We start from the raw sequence: 18744 nt of genomic DNA, 5'->3' as shown, positions 1-18744 counted from the left end.
GCAAGGTGCGTGCCGGACCGGATTGCCGCCCGGGCTCAAGTCCGGGGGTCTCCGTGCCGATACCGGCGTTATGTCGCACGATCTGCTCGACCGAATTGACCAGCGCACCCGTCTGGCGGGCCATAACCGGCTGGCGCTGCTGCTGTTCCGCCTGGGGGGGCGCCAGCTTTTTGGCGTCAACGTGTTCAAGGTGCGCGAAGTGCTGCGTCGACCGGGCCTGTTCCAGGTACCGGGATTGCCGCGTGAATTCGCAGGAGTTGCCGACGTGCGCGGCCGCAGCGTGCCCGTGCTCGACCTGGGCCTGGCGATCGGCCACCCGGAACGTGAGAGCGCAGAAGCCCCGGGGTATCTGGTGGTGACAGAGTTCAACCGTTCGATCCAGGGTTACCTGGTGAGCGAGGTCGAACGCATCGTGAACATTGCGGTGGAAGACATCATGCCGCCGCCCGACTCGGGATCCGAGCACGGCTACCTCACGGCGGTGACCCGCCACGCGGGCGAGCTGATCCAGGTGATCGACGTGGAGAGCGTGCTCGCCGACATCTCCCAGGCGCGCATGGACGCCCAGCTCCCACCGGAATACGCGCTGCCCGCCGATGCACCGCCGATGCAGGTTCTGGTGGTGGACGATTCGCGGGTGGCCCGACAGCAGATCCGCAGCGTGCTGGACCAGCTCGGTGTTGGAGTGACCCTGCTCTCCGACGGCCGCCAGGCACTTGACCATCTGCTGCAGCTGCACGCCGCCGGTGAGGTACCTTCCCAGCGCTACGCCCTGGTGGTGTCGGACATCGAAATGCCGGCGATGGACGGCTACACGCTGACGACGGAAATCCGTCGCCATCCGGGGTTGGCGGATCTTTTCGTCCTCCTCCATACATCGCTGTCCGGGGTGTTCAACACCTCCATGGTGCAGAGCGTCGGCGCGGACGCTTTCGTGGCCAAATACAGCCCGCACGACCTGGCCGAGCGCGTGCTGGCGCGCCTGCACGAAGTGGCGGCCGTCCATGGCGGCACCGCCACGCATCCCCAGGCAACCGCATAGCCGGGGATCGCGCGCCCGGGGCCGCACCTTAGCGAGTGGACGCTCCGTCAATGGCACGGGGCTTGCACCGGTGGTGATACAGATCCACCGGAGGGTGCCATGTCCAACCCGATTTCGTCCTACCTCGGATTGCAGGCCGACGCACTTCCGCTGCGCGAGCAGCGGCTCAAGCTGATCGCCAGCAATCTCGCCAATGCCGATACCCCGGGCTACCGGGCGCGCGACATCGACTTCAACTCCGCGCTTCAGGCGGCCGCACAGGTCCGCCAGGCTGGCGGCGGTCCGCGACCCGCCGAGCCCCACCCCGACCATCTGCAGATATTGGGCCAGGACGCCGGCCTGGCTGCCTTCGGGGTGGTCCGCGTCGCGTCGCAGCCCAGCCTGGACGGCAACACCGTCGATCCCGACGCCGAGCGCGCCGCCTTTGGCCGTGCCGCGCTCGAATATCGCGCCTCGCTGAATTTCCTCGAGTCGAAGGTGCGCAACCTGATGACCGCCATTACCGGACAGTAACCAATGAGCAACCTGCCAATCTTTGATGTCGCCGGATCCGCGCTGCAGGCGCAGTCCGTGCGCATGAGCACGCTGGCCAGCAACCTGGCCAATGCGGACTCGGTCGCCGGGTCCCCCGACCAGGTATATCGGCCGCTCGAGCCCATTTTCAGCGCGGTACGCCACTCTGGCGATCCCACGTTGACCGGGGTCGAGGTGAGCGCGGTCGTTGAGCGCTCCACTCCGCCGGTGCAACGCTACGAGCCGGGCCATCCGCTGGCAGACGAACAGGGCTATGTGTATTCGCCCGACGTGGATCCGGTGTCGCAGATGGTCAACCTGATTTCCGCCTCGCGCAATTACCAGGCAGGCGTGGAAATGCTCAATACCGCCAAAGAACTGGCCATTGCCACGCTGACCATCGGCCGCTGAGCGGCCCGCGGAGCACACAGATGAGCAACATCCCCAACGATATCAACGCCACCTCCGGGCTCGGCGCCGCGGCCGGGGCGGCGGTAGCCGGCGGCACCGACCGCGCGCTGGGCCAGGCCGACTTCCTGCGCCTGATGACCGAGCAGCTCAAGCACCAGGATCCGCTCAATCCGATGGAAAACAGCGCATTTTTGGGGCAGCTGGCCCAGTTTTCCACCGTCCAGGGCATCCAGGACCTCAACGGCTCGGTCAACGGCTTCGCACACTTGATGCAAGCCGACCAGATCCTGCGCGGCACCGCGCTGATCGGGCGCGAAGTACTGGTGCCATCGGAGCGGCTGGCCCTGGGTGAGGACGGCGGGGCCGGCGGAATGGTCGCCGCGCCCGGGCCGGGCACGGTCACCTTCCAGATCACCGATGCCAGCGGCCAGCTGCTCCGCGAAATGGTCGTCCCGGCCGACACTGCGGGCGAAGTCGCCTTCGAGTGGGACGGGACGGACGCCCATGGCGTGCCGCTGCCACCCGGCCATTACGGCATCACCGCCCAGCACAGCGGTGCCGACGGCGAGCGCTCCGCCCTCACCACTTACGCACGCAGCCGGGTCGAAAGCGTTTCGGTCGGCAACGACGGCCTGTACCTCGATCTCCACGGCCTCGGCACCGCGCCGATCGGCTATGTCCTGCGGGTCAACTGATCCCGCCCCGAGCCCCATACGTTTCCACGGAGTCCGCCATGAGCTTCAAGACCTCGCTGTCCGGCATCAACGCAGCCAACGCCGACCTGAACGTCACCGCAAACAACATCGCCAACGTCAACACCACGGGCTTCAAACAGTCCCGGGCAGAGTTTGCCGATCTGTTCTCGTACACCACCTATGGCCTGTCCCAGAACGCGATCGGTTCTGGCGTGAAGCTGAGCAACGTGGCCCAGCAGTTCTCGCAGGGCAATATCGATCCGACCGGACGCAACCTGGACATGGCCATCGACGGCGAGGGTTTCTTCACCCTCAATGCCAATGGTTCCGTTGTGTACTCGCGTGCCGGCAACTTCCAGACCGACAGCGACGGCTACGTGGGCACACCTGACGGTGCCCGCCTGCAGGCCTACCCACCGCGCGCCGATGGTGACGGCTTCGACGTGGGACGCACCACCGACCTTCGCCTGCTCACCACCGACAGCCCGCCACGCCAGACCGGCCTGGTGGAACTGATGTTCACCCTGCCCGGCAATGCGGCCGAGCCCACGGTGACCCCTTTCGATCCGTCCGAGCCATCCAGCTACAGCGCTTCGACCGGCGGCATCACGGTGTTCGATTCGCTCGGCGTGAGCCATGTACAGACGTCGTACTTCACCAAGACGGCGAACCCCAACGAGTGGGCTGTCCACAACTATGTTGACGGCCAGCCGGCCGGCGCCCCGGTGGTACTGCAATTCTCCGACAGCGGCGCCCTGCTTTCACCGACCAACGGCCGGATCGCGCTGGATCCGTTCACGCCTTCCACGGGCGCCGGCGTGCTCGACCTGACCCTGGACCTGGGCGGATCCACCCAGTACGGCGAGAAGTTCCAGCTGCGTGCCACCCAGCAGGACGGATACGCAGCCGGCAAGCTCAATGAAATCAGCATCGCCGCCGATGGCGTGGTGTTCGCCCGCTATTCCAACGGCGCGGACACGGCGCTGGGACAGGTGGCCCTGACCACTTTCGTCAATCCGCAGGGCCTCCAGGCACAGGGCAACAACACCTGGGCCCAGACCCACACGTCAGGCACGCCGCGCACCGGCGCGCCGGACACTTCCGACTTCGGCCAGATCCAGTCCGGAGCGCTTGAGTCGTCCACTGTCGACCTCACCGAACAGCTGGTCAGCATGATCACGGCCCAGCGCAATTTCCAGGCCAACGCCCAGATGATCTCGACCCAGGACCAGGTCACCCAGACGGTCATCAACATCCGCTGATGCCATCCGCGCGGCGGCCCGCACAACCGCCGCCGCGCACGGAGAACCATATGGACAAGGCACTTTACGTCGCCGCATCCGGTGCCCGCTCTTCGCTCCAGGCGCAGGGCACTGTTTCGCACAATCTTGCCAATGCCGATACCGCGGGATTCCGCGCCGCGCTGGTCAACACCACCTCGTACCCGGTGTCCGGCCCGGGCCACGCATCGCGCGTGGGCGTGCTGCACGTGGACCAGGGGTTCAACTCGAGCACGGGAGCGCAACGCGTCACCGGCAATCCGCTGGACGTTTCGCTGCGCCCGGACCGCTGGCTGGCGGTGCAGTCCAGCGATGGCGGGGAGGCCTACACCCGCGCCGGAAACCTGTCGCTGACCCCGAACGGCCAGCTGTTGGCCAACGGACAGCCATTGTTCGATGCCAACGGCCAGCCGCTGGCGATCCCCCCGCATCAGGCGCTGGAGATCGGCCAGGACGGCACGGTGTCCATCGTCCCACTGGGCGGAGGTCCCGACACTATGGCCATCGTCGGCCGCATCCGCGTGGTGGAAGCTCCGCCGGAGCGCCTGTCGCGCGGTCTGGATGGCCTGATGCGCAACACCGACCCGCTGCAGCCGTTCGCTCAGGCCGCCGGCGACGTCATGGCCACGGGAGCGCTGGAAGGCAGCAACGTCGACGCGGCCGGCGCGCTGGTGCAGATGATCCAGCTGCAGCGCCAGTTCGAAATGCAGGTGAAGCTGATCCAGCGCGGCGACGACAACGCCCAGGCGGCCAACAGCCTGCTGCGCCTGGGCGGCTGAACGCCCGGCGTGGCACACGCATTGCATCACCCATTCTGACGGCGCCGTGGCGCCCACAGCGAGGTACAGACCATGAACCAGGCCCTCTGGGTAGCCAAGACCGGACTGGACGCACAGCAGACCCGCATGTCGGTAGTGGCCAACAACCTGGCCAACACCAACACCACCGGTTTCAAGCGCGACCGCGCCAATTTCGAGGACCTGCTTTACCAGCAGCTCCGTCAGCCAGGCGGCGCCACCTCGGCGCAGACCCAGCTTCCTTCCGGGCTGCAGCTGGGCACAGGCGTGCGGGTGGTATCCACGGTGAAGGACTTCGAGCAAGGCAATCCGCAGCAGACCGGCCGCGCGCTGGACGTCATGATCAACGGCCGCGGCTTCTTCGAGGTCCAACTGCCCGATGGCACGCCCGCCTACACACGGGACGGCAGCTTCCAGGTCAATGCCGAGGGCGAGCTGGTCACCTCAAGCGGCTTCCCGGTGCAACCCGGCATCCAGGTCCCTGAAGGTACGCAGTCGATGACCATCGGCACCGACGGTACGGTGACCGTGCAGATGGCCGGCGAAGCGCAGGCACTCGAGATCGGCATGTTGACCGTCACCGACTTCATCAACCCCGCGGGCCTGCAGGCCCGCGGCCAGAACCTGTATATGGAAACGACCGCTTCAGGTCCCGCCCAGATCGGTACGCCGGGACTGGACGGAATGGGGCTGCTGGAGCAGGGAGCGCTGGAAGGCAGCAACGTCAACGTGGTGGAGGAACTGGTGGGAATGATCGAGACCCAGCGCGCCTACGAGATGAACGCCAAGGCGATCTCCACCACCGACGCCATGCTCGGCTACCTGAACAACAACGTCTGACCCCGGGATTCACCGCAATGAAACGTCCCACTCCACTGCATTTCCTCCGTTGGCCCACCAGTCTGGCGGCTGCGGCCCTGCTCGCCGGCTGCGTCGCCGCCGGCGACGTGCGTCCGTTTCCGCCGCTGGCCCCGATCCAGGCGGTTGTTGCGGTGCCGGTGGAGGCCAACCCGGGCGCGATCTACCGCGGCGGAAGTAGCGGAATGTCACTGTTCTCTGACCGGCGTGCCCGCGACGTGGGTGACTTGCTGACCATCCAGCTGGTTGAAAGCACCACCGCCCAGACCACGGCGACCACCCGGGTCGGCAAGGAGAGCTCGATCGAGATGGGTGCGCCGAGCCTGTTCGGCGGCGCCCCCCTGAACGCATTGGGCGCCTCCGTCTCCGGCTCGCGGGACTTCGACGGCAACGGTCGCAGCGCGCAGAGCAACCGCTTGCAGGGCAGCGTCACCGTGAGCGTGGTGCAGCGCCTGCCCAACGGCAACCTGGTGGTGGAAGGCAGCAAGAGCCTGCGGCTCAACCAGGGTAACGAACTGGTGCAGGTGCAGGGCATCGTGCGCCCGTCCGACATCTCGCCCGACAACAGCGTGTATTCCAGCCGGGTAGCCGACGCCCGCATCGTCTATGGCGGCCGCGGCGCACTGGCACAGTCCAACGCCATGGGCTGGCTCGGGCGGTTCTTCAATTCGCGGCTGTATCCGTACTGAGGTGGCAGGCATGCATGTATCCGGTTCCCCAGTGGCACGTACCGCTATCGCGGTGGTGCTGGCATTGCTGTTCACTGCCGCTCCCCTGCATGCACAGGAGCGGATCAAGGACCTGGCCAGCGTAGGCGGCGTACGCGGCAATGCGCTGGTCGGCTACGGCCTGGTGGTGGGTCTGGACGGTAGTGGCGATCGCACCAGCCAGGCCCAGTTCACCGTGCAGAGCCTGCGCAACATGCTCAACGAACTGGGCGTGGTGATTCCGTCCAACGTCAATCCGCAGCTCAAGAATGTGGCCGCGGTGGCGATACATGCAGAACTGCCCCCGTTCGCCAAGCCCGGCCAGACCATCGATATCACCGTTTCCTCCATTGCCAACGCGGTGTCACTGCGCGGCGGCACCCTGCTGATGGCCCCGCTGCGCGGCGCCGATGGCGAGGTGTATGCGGTTGCCCAGGGCAGCCTGGTGGTGGGCGGCTTCGGCGCCCAGGGGCGCGACGGCTCGCGTGTGTCGGTCAACGTACCCAGCGTGGGCCGCATTCCCAACGGCGCCATGGTGGAGCGCGAGGTGGGCGGCGGCTTCGGCCAAGACGGAGAGCTGACCCTGAACCTCAACCGTGCCGACTTCACCACGGTTTCGCGCATGGTGGCGGCGCTGGACTCCAGGTTCGGACCCGGCACCGCCCGGGCGGTGGACGGCGTGACCGTTGCCGTGAGCGCGCCTTGGGACCCGTCGGCGCGGGTTGGCTTCCTCGCCGAAGTGGAGAACGTCCAGCTCACCCCTGGTGCAGCTCCGGCGAAGGTTATCGTCAATTCTCGCACCGGCACGGTGGTGATCGGCTCCAACGTCCGGGTCATGCCAGCCGCGATTGCCCATGGATCGCTCACCGTCACCATCACCGAAGGTTTCGACGTCAGCCAGCCGGAGCCTTTCAACCGCGGCGGCGCCACCGTGGTCACCCCGCACTCGGGGATCGAGGCAAGCCAGGATGGAAGCCGCATGTTCATGTTCTCCGGCGGGACCTCGCTTGATGAGATTGTCCGCGCCGTGAACGCCGTCGGCGCCGCGCCCGGCGACCTGGTGGCGATACTTGAAGCGCTCAAGCAGGCCGGCGCGCTGCGCGCGGAGCTTGAGGTGATCTGATGCAGATCACCAGCCAGCCTGTCGAGCTGCACGCATCGCCGCGTCCGGATGCCACGCGCATCGAACAGGCCGCGCGCGAGTTCGAGGGCCTGTTCGCCCAGATGCTGATCAAGAGCATGCGCGATGCCAGCTTTGGCGACTCCCTGTTTCCCGGAGAAAACCAGCTCTATCGCGACCTGTATGACCAGCAGCTGGCTAAATCGCTGACCGATGGGCCCGGCCTGGGTTTGGCTGCGGTCATCGCCCGCCAGCTGGGTACTGCCAGTGAATCGGTACCTACACTGGACACCCGGCTTTCGCCCTCGCTCGCACCGGCTACGCCCCCGCGCTCGCCGATGGATGCCTTCATCGAACGCCTCGGCGAACGTATCCGGCCGGCTGCCGAAGCAGTGGGCGCAGCGGTGTCTCGCCTACCCGCCGCGGTGGCCAATGCCCTGCCCGCTGTCGGCATCGACGCGCGCAGCCCCGAAGGCTTCGTGGCCTCGGTCTGGCCGCACGCGCAGCACGCCGCCCGGCAGCTGGGCGTGGACCCGCGCGCCCTGGTGGCCCAAGCGGCGCTGGAAACCGGCTGGGGCCGGCGCATGATCCAGCATGGCGACGGCGCCAGCGCGCACAACCTGTTCGGTATCAAGGCCACCGGCTGGCAGGGAGAACGCGCCGCGGCCAATACCCATGAGTACCGGGGCGGGGTGCGCCAGAACGAACGCGCGGAGTTCCGCGCCTACTCCTCACCTGCCGAGAGCTTCGACGACTACGTCCGGTTGCTGAAACACAATCCGCGCTACCGCCAGGCTCTGGAGGCAGGAGGCGACGTACGCCGCTTCGCCCAGGCGCTGCAGGGCGCAGGTTACGCCACCGATCCTGGCTACGCGTCCAAGATCAGCGCAATCGCCAACGGGCCGACGATGCAGCGCGCCCTGGCCGCCATCAACAGCGTTGCCCAGGCGTCCGTCGACTCCCTGCCCCGTCCAGCACGCGCCGCGCAGCTGGCTGCTGAGGCGGGCCAAGCCCTCTATCGCCAGGTGCGCCCATGACCAACATCCTTTCCACCGGCACCAGCGCGCTGATGGCGTTCCAACGGGCCCTGTCCACCGTCGGCCACAACGTGGCCAACGTGAATACTCCCGGATACAGTCGCCAGCGGGTTGATTTCGAAGCCCGAAGCCCGGCCAACGTGGGCGTGGGATATATCGGTCGCGGCACCCAGATTGCAGATATCAAGCGGGTCGTCGACGACCTGGCCACCGCCCGGCTTATTGACAGTGGTGGCGAACTGGCGCGACTGCAGCAGCTGTCCTCAATGGCCAACCGGGTAGACAGCCTGATGTCCGATCCGGCCACGGGCGTCGCCGGGCTGTGGTCGGACTTCTTCGATTCGGTCAGCGCGCTGTCGGCTGACGCGGCGGCACCGGCCCAGCGCCAGAGCGTGCTGGCCCAGGGCAATGCCCTGGCCGGACGGTTCCAGCAGCTGCAGGGTCAGTTTGACCAGCTGTCGGGCGAGGTCAACGGCCGGCTGGCTGCCGGCGCCGACGAGGTCAACCGGCTGGCCGGCGAGATCGCCCGCCTCAATGCCCGCATCGGCAGCGGGGCCCAGGCCGCCCCCGACCTGCTCGACAGGCGCGAACAGCTGATCGGTGAACTGGTCACCCTCACTGGCGGCAGCTCCATGCAGCAGGACGGAGCGGCGGTCAACGTGTTCACCGCCGGCGGCCAGGCGCTGGTGGTGGGCGTGCACGCATCCCGAGTGGCTGTTGTCCCCGACCCCTACCAGCCCGAACGGGCACAGCTGGCCCTGCAGGGCCAGGGCCACACGGTGCGGCTGGATGAGCGCGCAGTGGGTGGAAGCCTGGGCGGCCTGCTCGAATTCCGCAGCCAGGTGCTAGACCCCGGACAATCTGAACTGGGCCGGATCGCACTGGGCCTGGGCCTGACGTTCAACGCGGGGCACGCACAGGGCGTCGACCCGTACGGTGTGATGGGGAGCGACTTCTTCCACGTGCCCTCCCCCACTATCAATGCCCACGCAAACAACGGGGGCAGTGCGGCGCTGGCGGCCTCGGTCACCGACCCCGGTGCGGTAGACGGCCGCAATCTCGTCCTGCAGTGGCGGGACGGTGCGTGGTCGGCAAAGGATGCCGCCAGCGGCGCCGGCGTCATGCTGACCGGGACCGGCACCGCGGACGATCCGCTGCTGGTGGCAGGCCTTGCGGTGGTGGTGGACGGCACGCCAGCAGAACAGGATCGTTTCCTGCTCCAGCCCACTGCCCAGGTGGCAGGCGGTCTGTCGGTAGCCCTCACCGATCCCGCAAGGATCGCCGCGGCCAGCCCGCTCCGGGTGGAGGCGGAACTCGACAACCTCGGGACCGGCCAGCCATCCGCCGTGAGGGTGGATGATCCCGCGCACCCGGATTTGACTGCCGGGGCGACCATCGAATTCCTCGACGGTGACCAGTACATGGTCGACGGCATGGGCCCCCATACATGGGCGCCAGGCACCACCATCAGCGCCAACGGCTGGTCGCTCAGCCTGGACGGGGTTCCGGCAGCCGGCGACCGCTTTACTGTCCAGCCAACCGGCGCGGGCTCCAGCGACAATGGTCTTGCCGCACGGCTTGCCAACATCGATGACCTGCAGGTCCTCGACGGCGGCCATTTGAGCCTGAACGGCGCCATTTCCGGGTTGACCACCGCTATCGGCTCGGCGGCGCGCCACGCCAGCTACGCCGCCGAAGCGCAGGGCGTGCTGCACGAGCAGGCGCAGGCTTCGCGCGATGCCGTTTCCGGAGTCAACCTCGACGAAGAAGCAGCGAACCTGCTGCAGCTGCAGCAGGCCTATCAGGCCGCAGCGCAGATCATCGCCACCGCCGACACCCTGTTCCAGACCCTGCTCGGGAGCGTGCGCCGATGAGCCACCGCATTTCCACGCCCATGCTGTACCAGCGTTCGATCTCGACGCTGCAGTCCAAGCAGGCGGGTCTATCCCAACTGCAGCAGCAGATGGCTACCGGCAGCAAGCTGCTCACGGCCAAGGACGACCCCGTCGCCGCAGGCGCGGCGGTTGCTCTGGATCGGGCGCTGGCCGAACTGGAGCGTTTCGGTTCCAACGGGGACGCCATTCGCCACCGGCTGGGATTGCAGGAAAACGCGCTCACCCAGGCCGGCGACGCCATGGGGCGTATCGCCACCCTCACCGTGCAGGCCAACAGCGGCACCCTGTCGGATGGAGACCGGCGCGCGATTGCGATCGAAGTGGAAAGCCTGCGCGGCACACTCATGGACCTCGCCAACACGCCGGACGGCGCCGGGCGCTACCTGTTCGGCGGCACCCGCGATGCCAGCCCCCCCTTCGCGCGGTCTGCCGGCAGCGTGGCCTATTCCGGAGACCAGACCCGGCGCAGCGTGGAAGTCGGACCCCACATGTTTGTCCAGGACACGTTGCCCGGCAGCGAAGCATTCATGCGCGTTCGCACCGGCGATGGCCGGATCAATGCCGCGGCGGCATTGGGCAATGCCGGATCGGGCACTGTCAGTGGATTTGGCCTGGTCGATTCCAATCAGTGGAGCGGCAGCAGTTACAGCATCGTATTCGCCGCTGATGGCGCATATTCGGTGGAAGACCATCTCGGCACCGTGGTGGCCAGCGGCACGCACACGCCCAGCGATGCAATTGCCTTCGACGGCGTGCAGGTGGTGATCGAGGGCACGCCAGCTGCGGGGGATGCGTTCACCGCCGGCCCGGCCGGCACCCGTGACATCTTCGCCACCATTGATCGCCTGCTCGACGCGCTGGCCATGGATCCCACCACGTCGGCCCAGCGTGCCGGCCAGCAGAATGCGCTGCAGGCCTCGATGCGCGACATCTCCACCGCGCAGGAGCACCTGATCGACGTGCGCGCCGCGGGCGGGGCCAGCCTGGCCATGCTCGACCAGGCTGATGACCTGCGCTCGGCCCACGGGCTGACCATCGAATCCACCCTGTCCGACCTGCGTGACCTGGATTATGCCGAGGCGTTTTCCCGCTTCGAGCTGGAGATGATGGCGCTGGAAGCCGCCCAGCTCAGCTTCATGCAGATGCAGCGTCTATCGCTGTTCAATCTGATTCGCTGATCCCGTGATGCGCCCTTCCGGGGGCTGGATGTTGTGACTTGCCCTAAAGCCTGCTGATTTTCCGCCGTTAATGGAATCAGCAGAGGACATCCCCGCCGGAAACGGAAACCCCTGCGAAGTTACCGGCCAGGTCAGCGCCCGCGCCGGATCCCCATCTCAGGAGACCAGCATCATGTCCGTCATCAACACCAACACCATCGCGCTCAACGCGCAGCGCAACCTGTCCACCAACAGCGCCAGCCTGTCGACCACCATCCAGCGCCTGTCGTCGGGCCTGCGCATCAACAGCGCCAAAGACGACGCCGCCGGACTGGCCATCTCCGAGCGCTTCAGCACCCAGATCCGCGGGATGAACCAGGCCGCCCGCAACGCCAACGACGGTATCTCGCTGGCGCAGACCGCCGAAGGCGCGCTGGGTGAGATCGGCAACAACCTGCAGCGCATCCGTGAGCTGGCCGTGCAGTCGTCCAATGCCACCAACTCGTCGAGCGACCGCGCCGCGCTGCAGAAGGAAGTGGAGCAGCTGACCGCCGAGATCGGCCGCGTCGCCCAGCAGACCAGCTTCAACGACACCAACCTCCTCGACGGCTCGTTCTCCGGCGTGGCCTTCCAGGTCGGCGCTAACGCCGGCCAGCTGATCACCGTCGACGGCATCACCAATGCCAACACCGACGCGCTGGGCGGCACCATGTTTGCCGCCAGCACGGCGACGATCACCGCCCCCGCCGACGAGAACACCGACGTCTCCTTCACAAGCATCCAGATCAACGGCGTCGACTTGGACGACATCACCGTCGCCGCCAGCGGCGACACCGCCGCCGCGACCCAGACCTCGGCCGTCAACGCGCTGGTGGGCGCGATCAACGCCAGGTCGGCGGAACTTGGCGTGGTTGCCGAAGCCGACGCAACAACTGCCGGCCAGGTCAACGTATCCTCGTACAGCGAGGGGACGAGCGCGATCGCCTTCACCATCACCGGCGCCACTCCCACCAATCCCGCCCCGACCGCGCAGTCTTTCGTCGGCGACGTGGATATCTCCACCTTCGCGGGCGCCCAGCAGGCCATCGCAATCATGGACAACGCCTTGGGCAACGTGAACGATGCCCGCGCAGACTTGGGTGCCATCCAGAACCGCTTCAGCTCGGTCGTGGCCAACCTGCAGACCACTTCGGAGAACCTGTCGGCCTCGCGCAGCCGGATCATGGATACCGACTTCGCCGCCGAGACCGCGGAGCTGTCGCGCACGCAGATCCTGCAGCAGGCCGGTACCGCGATGCTGGCCCAGGCCAACCAGATCCCGCAGAACGTGCTCAGCCTCCTGCGCTGATTGCTGCGGAACACGCACGCCCGGGGACAGCACCTCCCGGTGGCAATACGAAAGACCCCCGGCCCGCGCCGGGGGTCTTTCCATGTTCACCAACCCGCTTTTCCTAAAGTCCAGCGCATTCCTGCCGTTAATGGATACAGCAGAGGACAGGTCCGCAAGTAAACGGCAAGCCCCTGCGGAGTTCCCGGCCAGGCCTGAGTCCAGAGCCGGATACCCACACCAGGAGACCAGCAAGCATGTCCGTCATCAACACCAACACCATCGCGCTCAACGCCCAGCGCAACCTGTCCACCAACAGCGCCAGCCTGTCCACCACCATCCAGCGCCTGTCCTCGGGCCTGCGCATCAACAGCGCCAAGGACGACGCCGCCGGCCTGGCCATTTCCGAGCGTTTCACCACCCAGATCCGCGGCATGAACCAGGCTGCCCGCAACGCCAACGACGGCATCTCGCTGGCCCAGACCGCCGAAGGCGCGCTGGGTGAGATCGGCAACAACCTGCAGCGCATCCGTGAGCTGGCGGTGCAGTCATCCAACGCCACCAACTCCGCCAGCGACCGCCAGGCCCTGCAAAAGGAGGTCGAGCAGCTGACCGCTGAGATCGGCCGCGTCGCCCAGCAGACCAGCTTCAACGACACCAACCTCCTCGACGGCTCGTTCTCCGGCGTGGCCTTCCAGGTCGGCGCCAACGCCGGCCAGCTGATCACCGTCGACAGCATCGCCAATGCCAACACCGATGCGCTAGGCGGCACCCGGCTCGACAGCGGCACCGTAGCGATCACCGCCCCCGGCACCTCTGGCGACCCGATCACGCTCAGCGGCATTTCCGTCAACGGCGTGTCCATCGGCGACATCACCGTCGTGGCCGGCGCGACCGATGCGGACACCCAGGCCGCTGCCGCCACCGCGCTGACATCCACCATCAATGCCCGTTCGGCAGAGCTCGGCGTCATCGCCACGGCCGGTTCAACGGCCAGCGAGATCGCGTTCACATCGATCAAGGACGGCACCACGACCTTCGACATCTCTGGCGGCACCGCCATCGTGGCCACGCCGACCGCCGACACCTTCGTCGGCGACGTGGACATTTCCGATTTCGCAGGCGCCCAGCAGGCCATCGCAATCATGGACAAGGCTCTGGGCGCCGTGAATGACGCCCGCGCCGACCTGGGCGCCATCCAGAACCGCTTCAGTTCGGTCGTGGCCAACCTGCAGACCACCTCCGAGAACCTGTCGGCCTCGCGCAGCCGGATCATGGACACCGACTTCGCCGCCGAGACCGCGGAGCTGTCGCGCACCCAGATCCTGCAGCAGGCCGGTACCGCCATGCTGGCCCAGGCCAACCAGATCCCGCAGAACGTGCTCAGCCTGCTGCGCTGATCCCTGCGGAACGCCCGGGATCCACTCCGGATCCCGAGCAACAGCAGTCAAGACCTCCGGTTCGCGCCGGAGGTCTTTTTTTTGTCAAATATGAGCGGAGCGAATTGATGCGAGGCTCAGGCGGAACCTTTGAGCCGGGCGCGACGCTCGCGGTCGATGCGGAAAATATGCCGCTGGATGGCCGTCTCCGCACCACCCGGCAAGTTCTCGAAGCGCAGCCCCACGCGCAGCTGCGGGATGCCGTCGGCGCGGGCCTGCGAGATCAGGCTGCGAACCGCCAGATCGACTGTCATGTCCGCGTCCCCGGGCAGTTCCAGCACGCAGCCGGCGTGGCGTTGTCCCGGTTCAAGCAGCTTCTGGTCGACCGGCAGCAGGACGGCCATTCCCCCGGCGCTGATGTCGACAGCGCGCAGGCGCAGCGGTTCGCCCCCCGCCGGGCCGGGAATACGGCACCAGGGTGAGTACTCTCCTGAGACTTCGACCCGGTACAGGCTGCGTCGCTGCAGATAAAAGAGTTCTTCGGGCAGAGCCGTCCGGAAAGCAACGTATCCGCTCTGCTCCAGCTCACGCGGCTGTTGACCGCGAAATTGCATCGCGATCCCATCCACCTGCGCGCAGCAGAGCAGGAAGCCGGCCCCGGCCACCCTGCGGTTGACCGCCGGCCGGGCACTCCCATCGAGCAAAAGCGTGCCTTCTTCCACTTCCAGTACCGCGCTGGGGAAAGAGGGCCCGCGCCCGTCCACCTGCGCGCTGAGCGTGGCGCGCTGGTCAATCAGTGCCCGCATCAACGCGCGGATCTGCACCGGATCGCGAACGACGTACTTCTCGTCGGCATGCTGGGTGCGGTCATGCGTGGTGTGCGATGGCTCCATGGGTTCGTGCCCGGACATATCAGACGCGCAAGCGGATCCTTTCCAGCCAGCCACAGCACATCCGTGGCCCATTGATGGGATTGCCAACGATAGCGGCGCACCTCGCAGCTTCTTTAGTCCATGGATGCGCGGCCGGCCGCGGGGGCATAGTTCTTGCATCTTCCAGGGAACTCAAGAACCGTGGCCGCAGGCCGTTAGTACATCCACGGGCCGCCCGACGGCCGGGTCCCCAGGGTGCGGGACCAGGACATGGAGACAGACATGGCGGACTATTCCTTCGGCTACGGCGGCATCGGCTCGGGACTGGACATCAGTTCGATCGTAAACCAGCTGGTGGCATCCGAGCGCGCGCCCCAGGACGCCAGGCTGAACAAGCTGGAAGCCGGCGCCAAATTCAAGCTGTCCGGTCTCGGCGGCATTGCATCGGCGTTCGATACGCTCAAGGGAGCGCTTGAGAAGCTGCAGAAGGCAGACTCGCTCGGTTCACGCTCGGTAACCACCCTGTCCGGTGCCGGCGCCTCCGGCCCGGAGGCAAGCGTGCTGACCGCCACTGCCGGGAGGAACACGCCGATCGGCCGCTACCAGATTGAAGTACTTTCCCTGGCCAGCGCGCACAAGCTGGTGGGCAACGGCATGGAGGCAGACACCACCTTCGATGCCGGCAGCCTGGTGCTGGAGATTGGCGGGGAGACGGTCGGAATCGGAATCGAGGCCGGCTCCAACTTGGCTGACGTCCGCAGTGCGATCAACAGCGCCGCTGCCCGCCACGGTGTCCAGGCGGCCATTTTGACCTCGGACCAGGGGCGTCACCTGTCCATAGCCGGTTCGAAAACCGGATCCGAGCACGCGATCTCGATCACCGTGGACAGCGGTGGCCCTGATCTCCACGCCCTGGTGGACAGCCTGGAGGAGCGCACTCCCGCCGCCGACGCGCAGGTATTGATAGACGGGTTGCCCAGCACATCCACCGGCAACAGCATCGGCGAGGCCGTCCCCGGTCTTACCCTGCAGCTGCGCGCCACCGGTTCGATGACGGTGGATGTGGCCGCGGACCCCACAGGCAGCCGCGCCGCCGTGCAGGAGTTCGTCAACTCCTACAACGCCGCGCTCAAGGCGATTGCGGGCGCCACCTCGTACAACACTGAAACCCGTACCCCCTCCGCGCTGACCGGTGACGCCCAGGTCCGCGGCGCCACGGCGCAGCTGCGCGGCACCATGGGCGGGCTGCTGGCCGGGTTGGCCAGCCGCGGACTGGATGCCGGGACCCTGGGCCTGCAGACCCGCGGCTTCCCGGATGCCGACGGCAGCCTGGTACTGGATGCAGCGAAATTCGACGCAGCGCTGGCGGAAAACGCCGCGGGCATCATCGACGCTTTTACCGGGGAAGACGGGCTGGCTGCCCAGCTCAAGACCGTGGTCGATGGTTACGTGGGCAGCGACGGTGCTTTCACCACGCGCAACAAGAGCCTCAACGACCAGATCAAGGACGTCACCCGGCAGCGCGAGGCGCTCGACACCCGTATGGAGAACGTGGCCCGGCGGTACCAGACCCAGTTTGTGGCCCTGGATTCGCTGATGGCCCAGATGACCACCACAAGCAGCTACCTCTCGCAGCAGCTGAGCATGCTTTCGCTCCAGGCGCAGGCGAAGTAGTGAGGATCAGCCAATGATGTCCCGAACCTACGCCCAGCAATACCGCCAGACCCAGGTCGAGAGCACGGTGATGGAGGCCGATCCTCACGGCCTGGTCGCCCTGCTGTTGTCCGGTGCCTGCGAACGCATCCGCCTGGCCGAGGCCTGCCTTGCCCGCGGCGATCATGCGCGCAAGGGCAAGGCCATCGGCGAGGCGTGCGCGATCGTCGGCCATCTCAACGGCTCGCTTGACCACGAAGCCGGAGGCGAGATCGCTGGAAACCTGACAGCGCTTTACGACTATGTGGTCCGCCTGCTGACCGAAGCCAACCTGCACAACAAAGCCGAGGCGCTGCGCGAAGCCCTGGGACTGCTCGACGAGATCGTTTCAGCCTGGAACGCCATCGCCCCCGGACAGCGCAACGGCGGCGCGCCGGGTCAGCCTTGATGGACGGCTCCGGGTTGCAACACCTGCATGGGGCACTGGACAGGCTCAGTGCTGCTGTGGACGAGGACGATCTGGAAGCGGCAGAGCGGATGATGGCCGACTACGACGGCAACCTGCGCGAATACCTGCACCAGCAGGGGCCGCAGGCTCCATTGGCTCCACTGCAAGAGCTGCTGCAGATGCAGGAAGGCGTGGTCCGGCACATGCACCAGCGGCAACGCACGATCGGTGCCGAGCTGGAGCGGATGCGCAAGGCGGGCACCGCGTCACGCGCCTACGCTGCGGGTGGAACACAGCCATGACGGGCTATTCGCGCGCGGAAGACGGCGCGGAGCATCGCCTGTTTGCCGACGTGTTGAGCTGCGAACTGGACCTGCCACTGGCCATGGCCGCATCCGACGGCCGCGGCCGCCAGACCGAAGCCACCACCCTGCTGGCCAGCCTTGCCCAGCTCGAAGACCTGCGCAAGGACGATGGCGAGGAGCATGGTGATCTTTCCCAGCTGGCCCAGCGCATGGACGCCAAGCTGGACCTGATCCTCGCGCTGCTTGGACGGCTGGTCCAGCACGCAGGAAGGATGCCGGCGCGCAGGCTGCGCTGGTCCCGGCACGGCCTGAGGGTGGACCTGGAAGGCGGCGCGGAGCTGGTCGCCGGCACGGCCGTAGTGGTCAGCCTGCAACCGGCCGAATGGCTCCCCGACCACATCGAGCTTCCGGCCGTGGTGTTGGATCTGGCCGCGCTGGACGCCGGGATGCGGGTCTGGCTGGGTTTTTCCGACTTGCGCGAGGACCTGGGCGAAGCGATCGACCGGCACCTGTTCCGCCTTCATCGCCGCCAGGTGGCAAGGGATCGCCGCCGCTGAGCCTGCGGGTTTCGCGTATCCTTGCCGAGGGCAGGGAACTCGGGAGATGCTGCAGGGTGCGCGTACTGATCGTCGATGATCACACCTTCGTTCGCGCCGGTCTGGTCCGGCTGTTGCAGGGCTTCGACAACGTGGATGTCTGCGGTGATGCCAGCCGCGCGGAGGAAGCCCTCGACCTGAGCCTGATCCACCGCCCAGACGTGGTACTTATGGACCTGTCGCTGCCCGGCCGCAACGGCCTGGAGGCAATGGCGGACATCCTGGCGGAACTGCCGGATATCAGGGTGCTGATCATGTCGATGCATGACGACCCGCTGCACGTGCAGGCGGCTCTTGAACAAGGCTCAGCCGGTTTCATCGTCAAGGATGCGGCGCCCCTGGAACTCGAACTGGCACTGCGCACGGCCCATGCCGGCGAGGTGTTCATCAGCCCCCGCCTGTCCTCGCGGATGATGGCTCCGCTGTTTGCCCGTGGCAAAGCGGAGGGCGTGGATGCACTGTCACCCCGCCAGCGGCAGATTCTGGGGATGATCGGCAACGGCTTGGGCAACAAGGAAATCGGCGCGCAGCTGGGCATCAGCGTGAAGACCGTTGAAACCCATCGGGCCCGGATGATGGAGGCGCTGGGTTGCCGGCGCGCCACGGAACTGGTCCTGCTCGCCGCGCGACACCAGCAGCGTCTGGACTGAAA

General features: G+C 66.8%; 20 protein-coding genes. 19 read left to right on the top strand and 1 reads right to left on the bottom strand.

Features of this window, described 5'->3' with window-relative positions; genetic code table 11:
- Positions 1 to 70: 70 nt before the first annotated feature.
- The 14 genes from ACW7G3_RS02555 to ACW7G3_RS02490 all read left to right on the top strand — a co-directional run bounded on the left by ACW7G3_RS02555 (position 71) and on the right by ACW7G3_RS02490 (position 14239).
- On the top strand, positions 71 to 1042 hold the full coding sequence (locus tag ACW7G3_RS02555; RefSeq protein WP_456980909.1) for a chemotaxis protein: 972 nt from the start codon (positions 71 to 73) through the stop codon (positions 1040 to 1042).
- A gap of 99 nt (positions 1043 to 1141) precedes the next feature.
- Complete coding sequence (flgB, locus tag ACW7G3_RS02550; protein ID WP_456980908.1) at positions 1142 to 1555, top strand: flagellar basal body rod protein FlgB; 414 nt, start codon at positions 1142 to 1144, stop codon at positions 1553 to 1555.
- Between the two features lie 3 nt (positions 1556 to 1558).
- Entirely contained in the window at positions 1559 to 1966 is a 408-nt protein-coding gene (gene flgC, locus ACW7G3_RS02545) for a flagellar basal body rod protein FlgC (protein WP_456980907.1), read from the top strand.
- A gap of 20 nt (positions 1967 to 1986) precedes the next feature.
- Positions 1987 to 2661, top strand: a complete 675-nt coding sequence (locus ACW7G3_RS02540; protein ID WP_456980906.1) for a flagellar hook capping FlgD N-terminal domain-containing protein — start codon at positions 1987 to 1989, stop codon at positions 2659 to 2661.
- 38 nt (positions 2662 to 2699) lie between these two features.
- Entirely contained in the window at positions 2700 to 3923 is a 1224-nt protein-coding gene (gene flgE / locus ACW7G3_RS02535) for a flagellar hook protein FlgE (RefSeq protein ID WP_456980905.1), read from the top strand.
- A gap of 50 nt (positions 3924 to 3973) precedes the next feature.
- Positions 3974 to 4720, top strand: coding sequence for a flagellar basal body rod protein FlgF (locus ACW7G3_RS02530; protein WP_456980904.1), 747 nt, complete (start codon positions 3974 to 3976; stop codon positions 4718 to 4720).
- Between the two features lie 72 nt (positions 4721 to 4792).
- Complete coding sequence (flgG, locus tag ACW7G3_RS02525; RefSeq protein WP_456980903.1) at positions 4793 to 5578, top strand: flagellar basal-body rod protein FlgG; 786 nt, start codon at positions 4793 to 4795, stop codon at positions 5576 to 5578.
- 17 nt (positions 5579 to 5595) lie between these two features.
- The gene (flgH, locus tag ACW7G3_RS02520) at positions 5596 to 6285 is read left to right on the top strand and encodes a flagellar basal body L-ring protein FlgH (protein ID WP_456980902.1); all 690 of its coding nucleotides are present in this window, start codon (positions 5596 to 5598) and stop codon (positions 6283 to 6285) included.
- 10 nt (positions 6286 to 6295) lie between these two features.
- Complete coding sequence (locus ACW7G3_RS02515; RefSeq protein ID WP_456980901.1) at positions 6296 to 7426, top strand: flagellar basal body P-ring protein FlgI; 1131 nt, start codon at positions 6296 to 6298, stop codon at positions 7424 to 7426.
- On the top strand, positions 7426 to 8460 hold the full coding sequence (gene flgJ, locus ACW7G3_RS02510; RefSeq protein WP_456980900.1) for a flagellar assembly peptidoglycan hydrolase FlgJ: 1035 nt from the start codon (positions 7426 to 7428) through the stop codon (positions 8458 to 8460). The genes ACW7G3_RS02515 and flgJ overlap by 1 nt, the downstream gene beginning before the upstream one ends.
- Positions 8457 to 10334 carry a flagellar hook-associated protein FlgK gene (gene flgK / locus ACW7G3_RS02505; RefSeq protein ID WP_456980899.1) on the top strand — a complete coding sequence of 626 codons (1878 nt, stop codon included), beginning with the start codon at positions 8457 to 8459 and terminating at the stop codon, positions 10332 to 10334. The genes flgJ and flgK overlap by 4 nt, the downstream gene beginning before the upstream one ends.
- A complete protein-coding gene (flgL, locus tag ACW7G3_RS02500; RefSeq protein WP_456980898.1) occupies positions 10331 to 11533 on the top strand; it encodes a flagellar hook-associated protein FlgL in 1203 nt (400 codons plus the stop codon). The genes flgK and flgL overlap by 4 nt, the downstream gene beginning before the upstream one ends.
- Before the next feature lie 169 nt (positions 11534 to 11702).
- Positions 11703 to 12860: a flagellin gene (locus tag ACW7G3_RS02495; protein ID WP_456981141.1), complete on the top strand. Its 1158-nt coding sequence runs from the start codon at positions 11703 to 11705 to the stop codon at positions 12858 to 12860.
- Between the two features lie 236 nt (positions 12861 to 13096).
- Positions 13097 to 14239, top strand: coding sequence for a flagellin (locus tag ACW7G3_RS02490; protein ID WP_456980897.1), 1143 nt, complete (start codon positions 13097 to 13099; stop codon positions 14237 to 14239).
- Positions 14240 to 14355: 116 nt separating this feature from the next.
- Here ACW7G3_RS02490 and ACW7G3_RS02485 read toward each other — a convergent pair whose 3' ends face one another.
- Positions 14356 to 15129: a flagellar brake protein gene (locus ACW7G3_RS02485; RefSeq protein WP_456980896.1), complete on the bottom strand. Its 774-nt coding sequence runs from the start codon at positions 15127 to 15129 to the stop codon at positions 14356 to 14358.
- A 243-nt stretch (positions 15130 to 15372) separates the two neighbouring features.
- On the opposite strand from ACW7G3_RS02485, the gene fliD reads away from it, so the two are divergent.
- From fliD to ACW7G3_RS02460, 5 genes are read left to right on the top strand one after another with little or no spacing between them, the layout of a single operon-like run.
- On the top strand, positions 15373 to 16764 hold the full coding sequence (gene fliD / locus ACW7G3_RS02480) for a flagellar filament capping protein FliD (protein ID WP_456980895.1): 1392 nt from the start codon (positions 15373 to 15375) through the stop codon (positions 16762 to 16764).
- A gap of 13 nt (positions 16765 to 16777) precedes the next feature.
- Positions 16778 to 17191: a flagellar export chaperone FliS gene (gene fliS / locus ACW7G3_RS02475; RefSeq protein ID WP_456980894.1), complete on the top strand. Its 414-nt coding sequence runs from the start codon at positions 16778 to 16780 to the stop codon at positions 17189 to 17191.
- Positions 17191 to 17493 (top strand): hypothetical protein, encoded by a 303-nt coding sequence (locus ACW7G3_RS02470; protein ID WP_456980893.1) that lies wholly within the window; start codon positions 17191 to 17193, stop codon positions 17491 to 17493. Before fliS ends, ACW7G3_RS02470 begins: the two co-directional genes overlap by 1 nt.
- Positions 17490 to 18053, top strand: coding sequence for a PilZ domain-containing protein (locus tag ACW7G3_RS02465; RefSeq protein ID WP_456980892.1), 564 nt, complete (start codon positions 17490 to 17492; stop codon positions 18051 to 18053). Before ACW7G3_RS02470 ends, ACW7G3_RS02465 begins: the two co-directional genes overlap by 4 nt.
- A gap of 56 nt (positions 18054 to 18109) precedes the next feature.
- Positions 18110 to 18742, top strand: a complete 633-nt coding sequence (locus ACW7G3_RS02460; RefSeq protein WP_456980891.1) for a response regulator — start codon at positions 18110 to 18112, stop codon at positions 18740 to 18742.
- Positions 18743 to 18744: the final 2 nt, after the last annotated feature.

Source organism: Luteimonas sp. A478, assembly GCF_054052025.1.
Note: the sequence above shows the minus strand (reverse complement) of the source record. Positions and strands in the feature narration are given on the sequence as shown.

Excerpts from the sequence above, each read along its gene's own strand:
- ACW7G3_RS02555 (WP_456980909.1), top strand. The coding sequence starts at position 71 with ATGTCGCACGATCTGCTCGACCGAATTGACCAGCGCACCCGTCTGGCG.
- flgB (WP_456980908.1), top strand. The coding sequence starts at position 1,142 with ATGTCCAACCCGATTTCGTCCTACCTCGGATTGCAGGCCGACGCACTT.
- flgC (WP_456980907.1), top strand. The coding sequence starts at position 1,559 with ATGAGCAACCTGCCAATCTTTGATGTCGCCGGATCCGCGCTGCAGGCG.
- ACW7G3_RS02540 (WP_456980906.1), top strand. The coding sequence starts at position 1,987 with ATGAGCAACATCCCCAACGATATCAACGCCACCTCCGGGCTCGGCGCC.
- flgE (WP_456980905.1), top strand. The coding sequence starts at position 2,700 with ATGAGCTTCAAGACCTCGCTGTCCGGCATCAACGCAGCCAACGCCGAC.
- ACW7G3_RS02530 (WP_456980904.1), top strand. The coding sequence starts at position 3,974 with ATGGACAAGGCACTTTACGTCGCCGCATCCGGTGCCCGCTCTTCGCTC.
- flgG (WP_456980903.1), top strand. The coding sequence starts at position 4,793 with ATGAACCAGGCCCTCTGGGTAGCCAAGACCGGACTGGACGCACAGCAG.
- flgH (WP_456980902.1), top strand. The coding sequence starts at position 5,596 with ATGAAACGTCCCACTCCACTGCATTTCCTCCGTTGGCCCACCAGTCTG.
- ACW7G3_RS02515 (WP_456980901.1), top strand. The coding sequence starts at position 6,296 with ATGCATGTATCCGGTTCCCCAGTGGCACGTACCGCTATCGCGGTGGTG.
- flgJ (WP_456980900.1), top strand. The coding sequence starts at position 7,426 with ATGCAGATCACCAGCCAGCCTGTCGAGCTGCACGCATCGCCGCGTCCG.
- flgK (WP_456980899.1), top strand. The coding sequence starts at position 8,457 with ATGACCAACATCCTTTCCACCGGCACCAGCGCGCTGATGGCGTTCCAA.
- flgL (WP_456980898.1), top strand. The coding sequence starts at position 10,331 with ATGAGCCACCGCATTTCCACGCCCATGCTGTACCAGCGTTCGATCTCG.
- ACW7G3_RS02490 (WP_456980897.1), top strand. The coding sequence starts at position 13,097 with ATGTCCGTCATCAACACCAACACCATCGCGCTCAACGCCCAGCGCAAC.
- ACW7G3_RS02485 (WP_456980896.1), bottom strand. The coding sequence starts at position 15,129 with ATGTCCGGGCACGAACCCATGGAGCCATCGCACACCACGCATGACCGC.
- fliD (WP_456980895.1), top strand. The coding sequence starts at position 15,373 with ATGGCGGACTATTCCTTCGGCTACGGCGGCATCGGCTCGGGACTGGAC.
- fliS (WP_456980894.1), top strand. The coding sequence starts at position 16,778 with ATGATGTCCCGAACCTACGCCCAGCAATACCGCCAGACCCAGGTCGAG.
- ACW7G3_RS02470 (WP_456980893.1), top strand. The coding sequence starts at position 17,191 with ATGGACGGCTCCGGGTTGCAACACCTGCATGGGGCACTGGACAGGCTC.
- ACW7G3_RS02465 (WP_456980892.1), top strand. The coding sequence starts at position 17,490 with ATGACGGGCTATTCGCGCGCGGAAGACGGCGCGGAGCATCGCCTGTTT.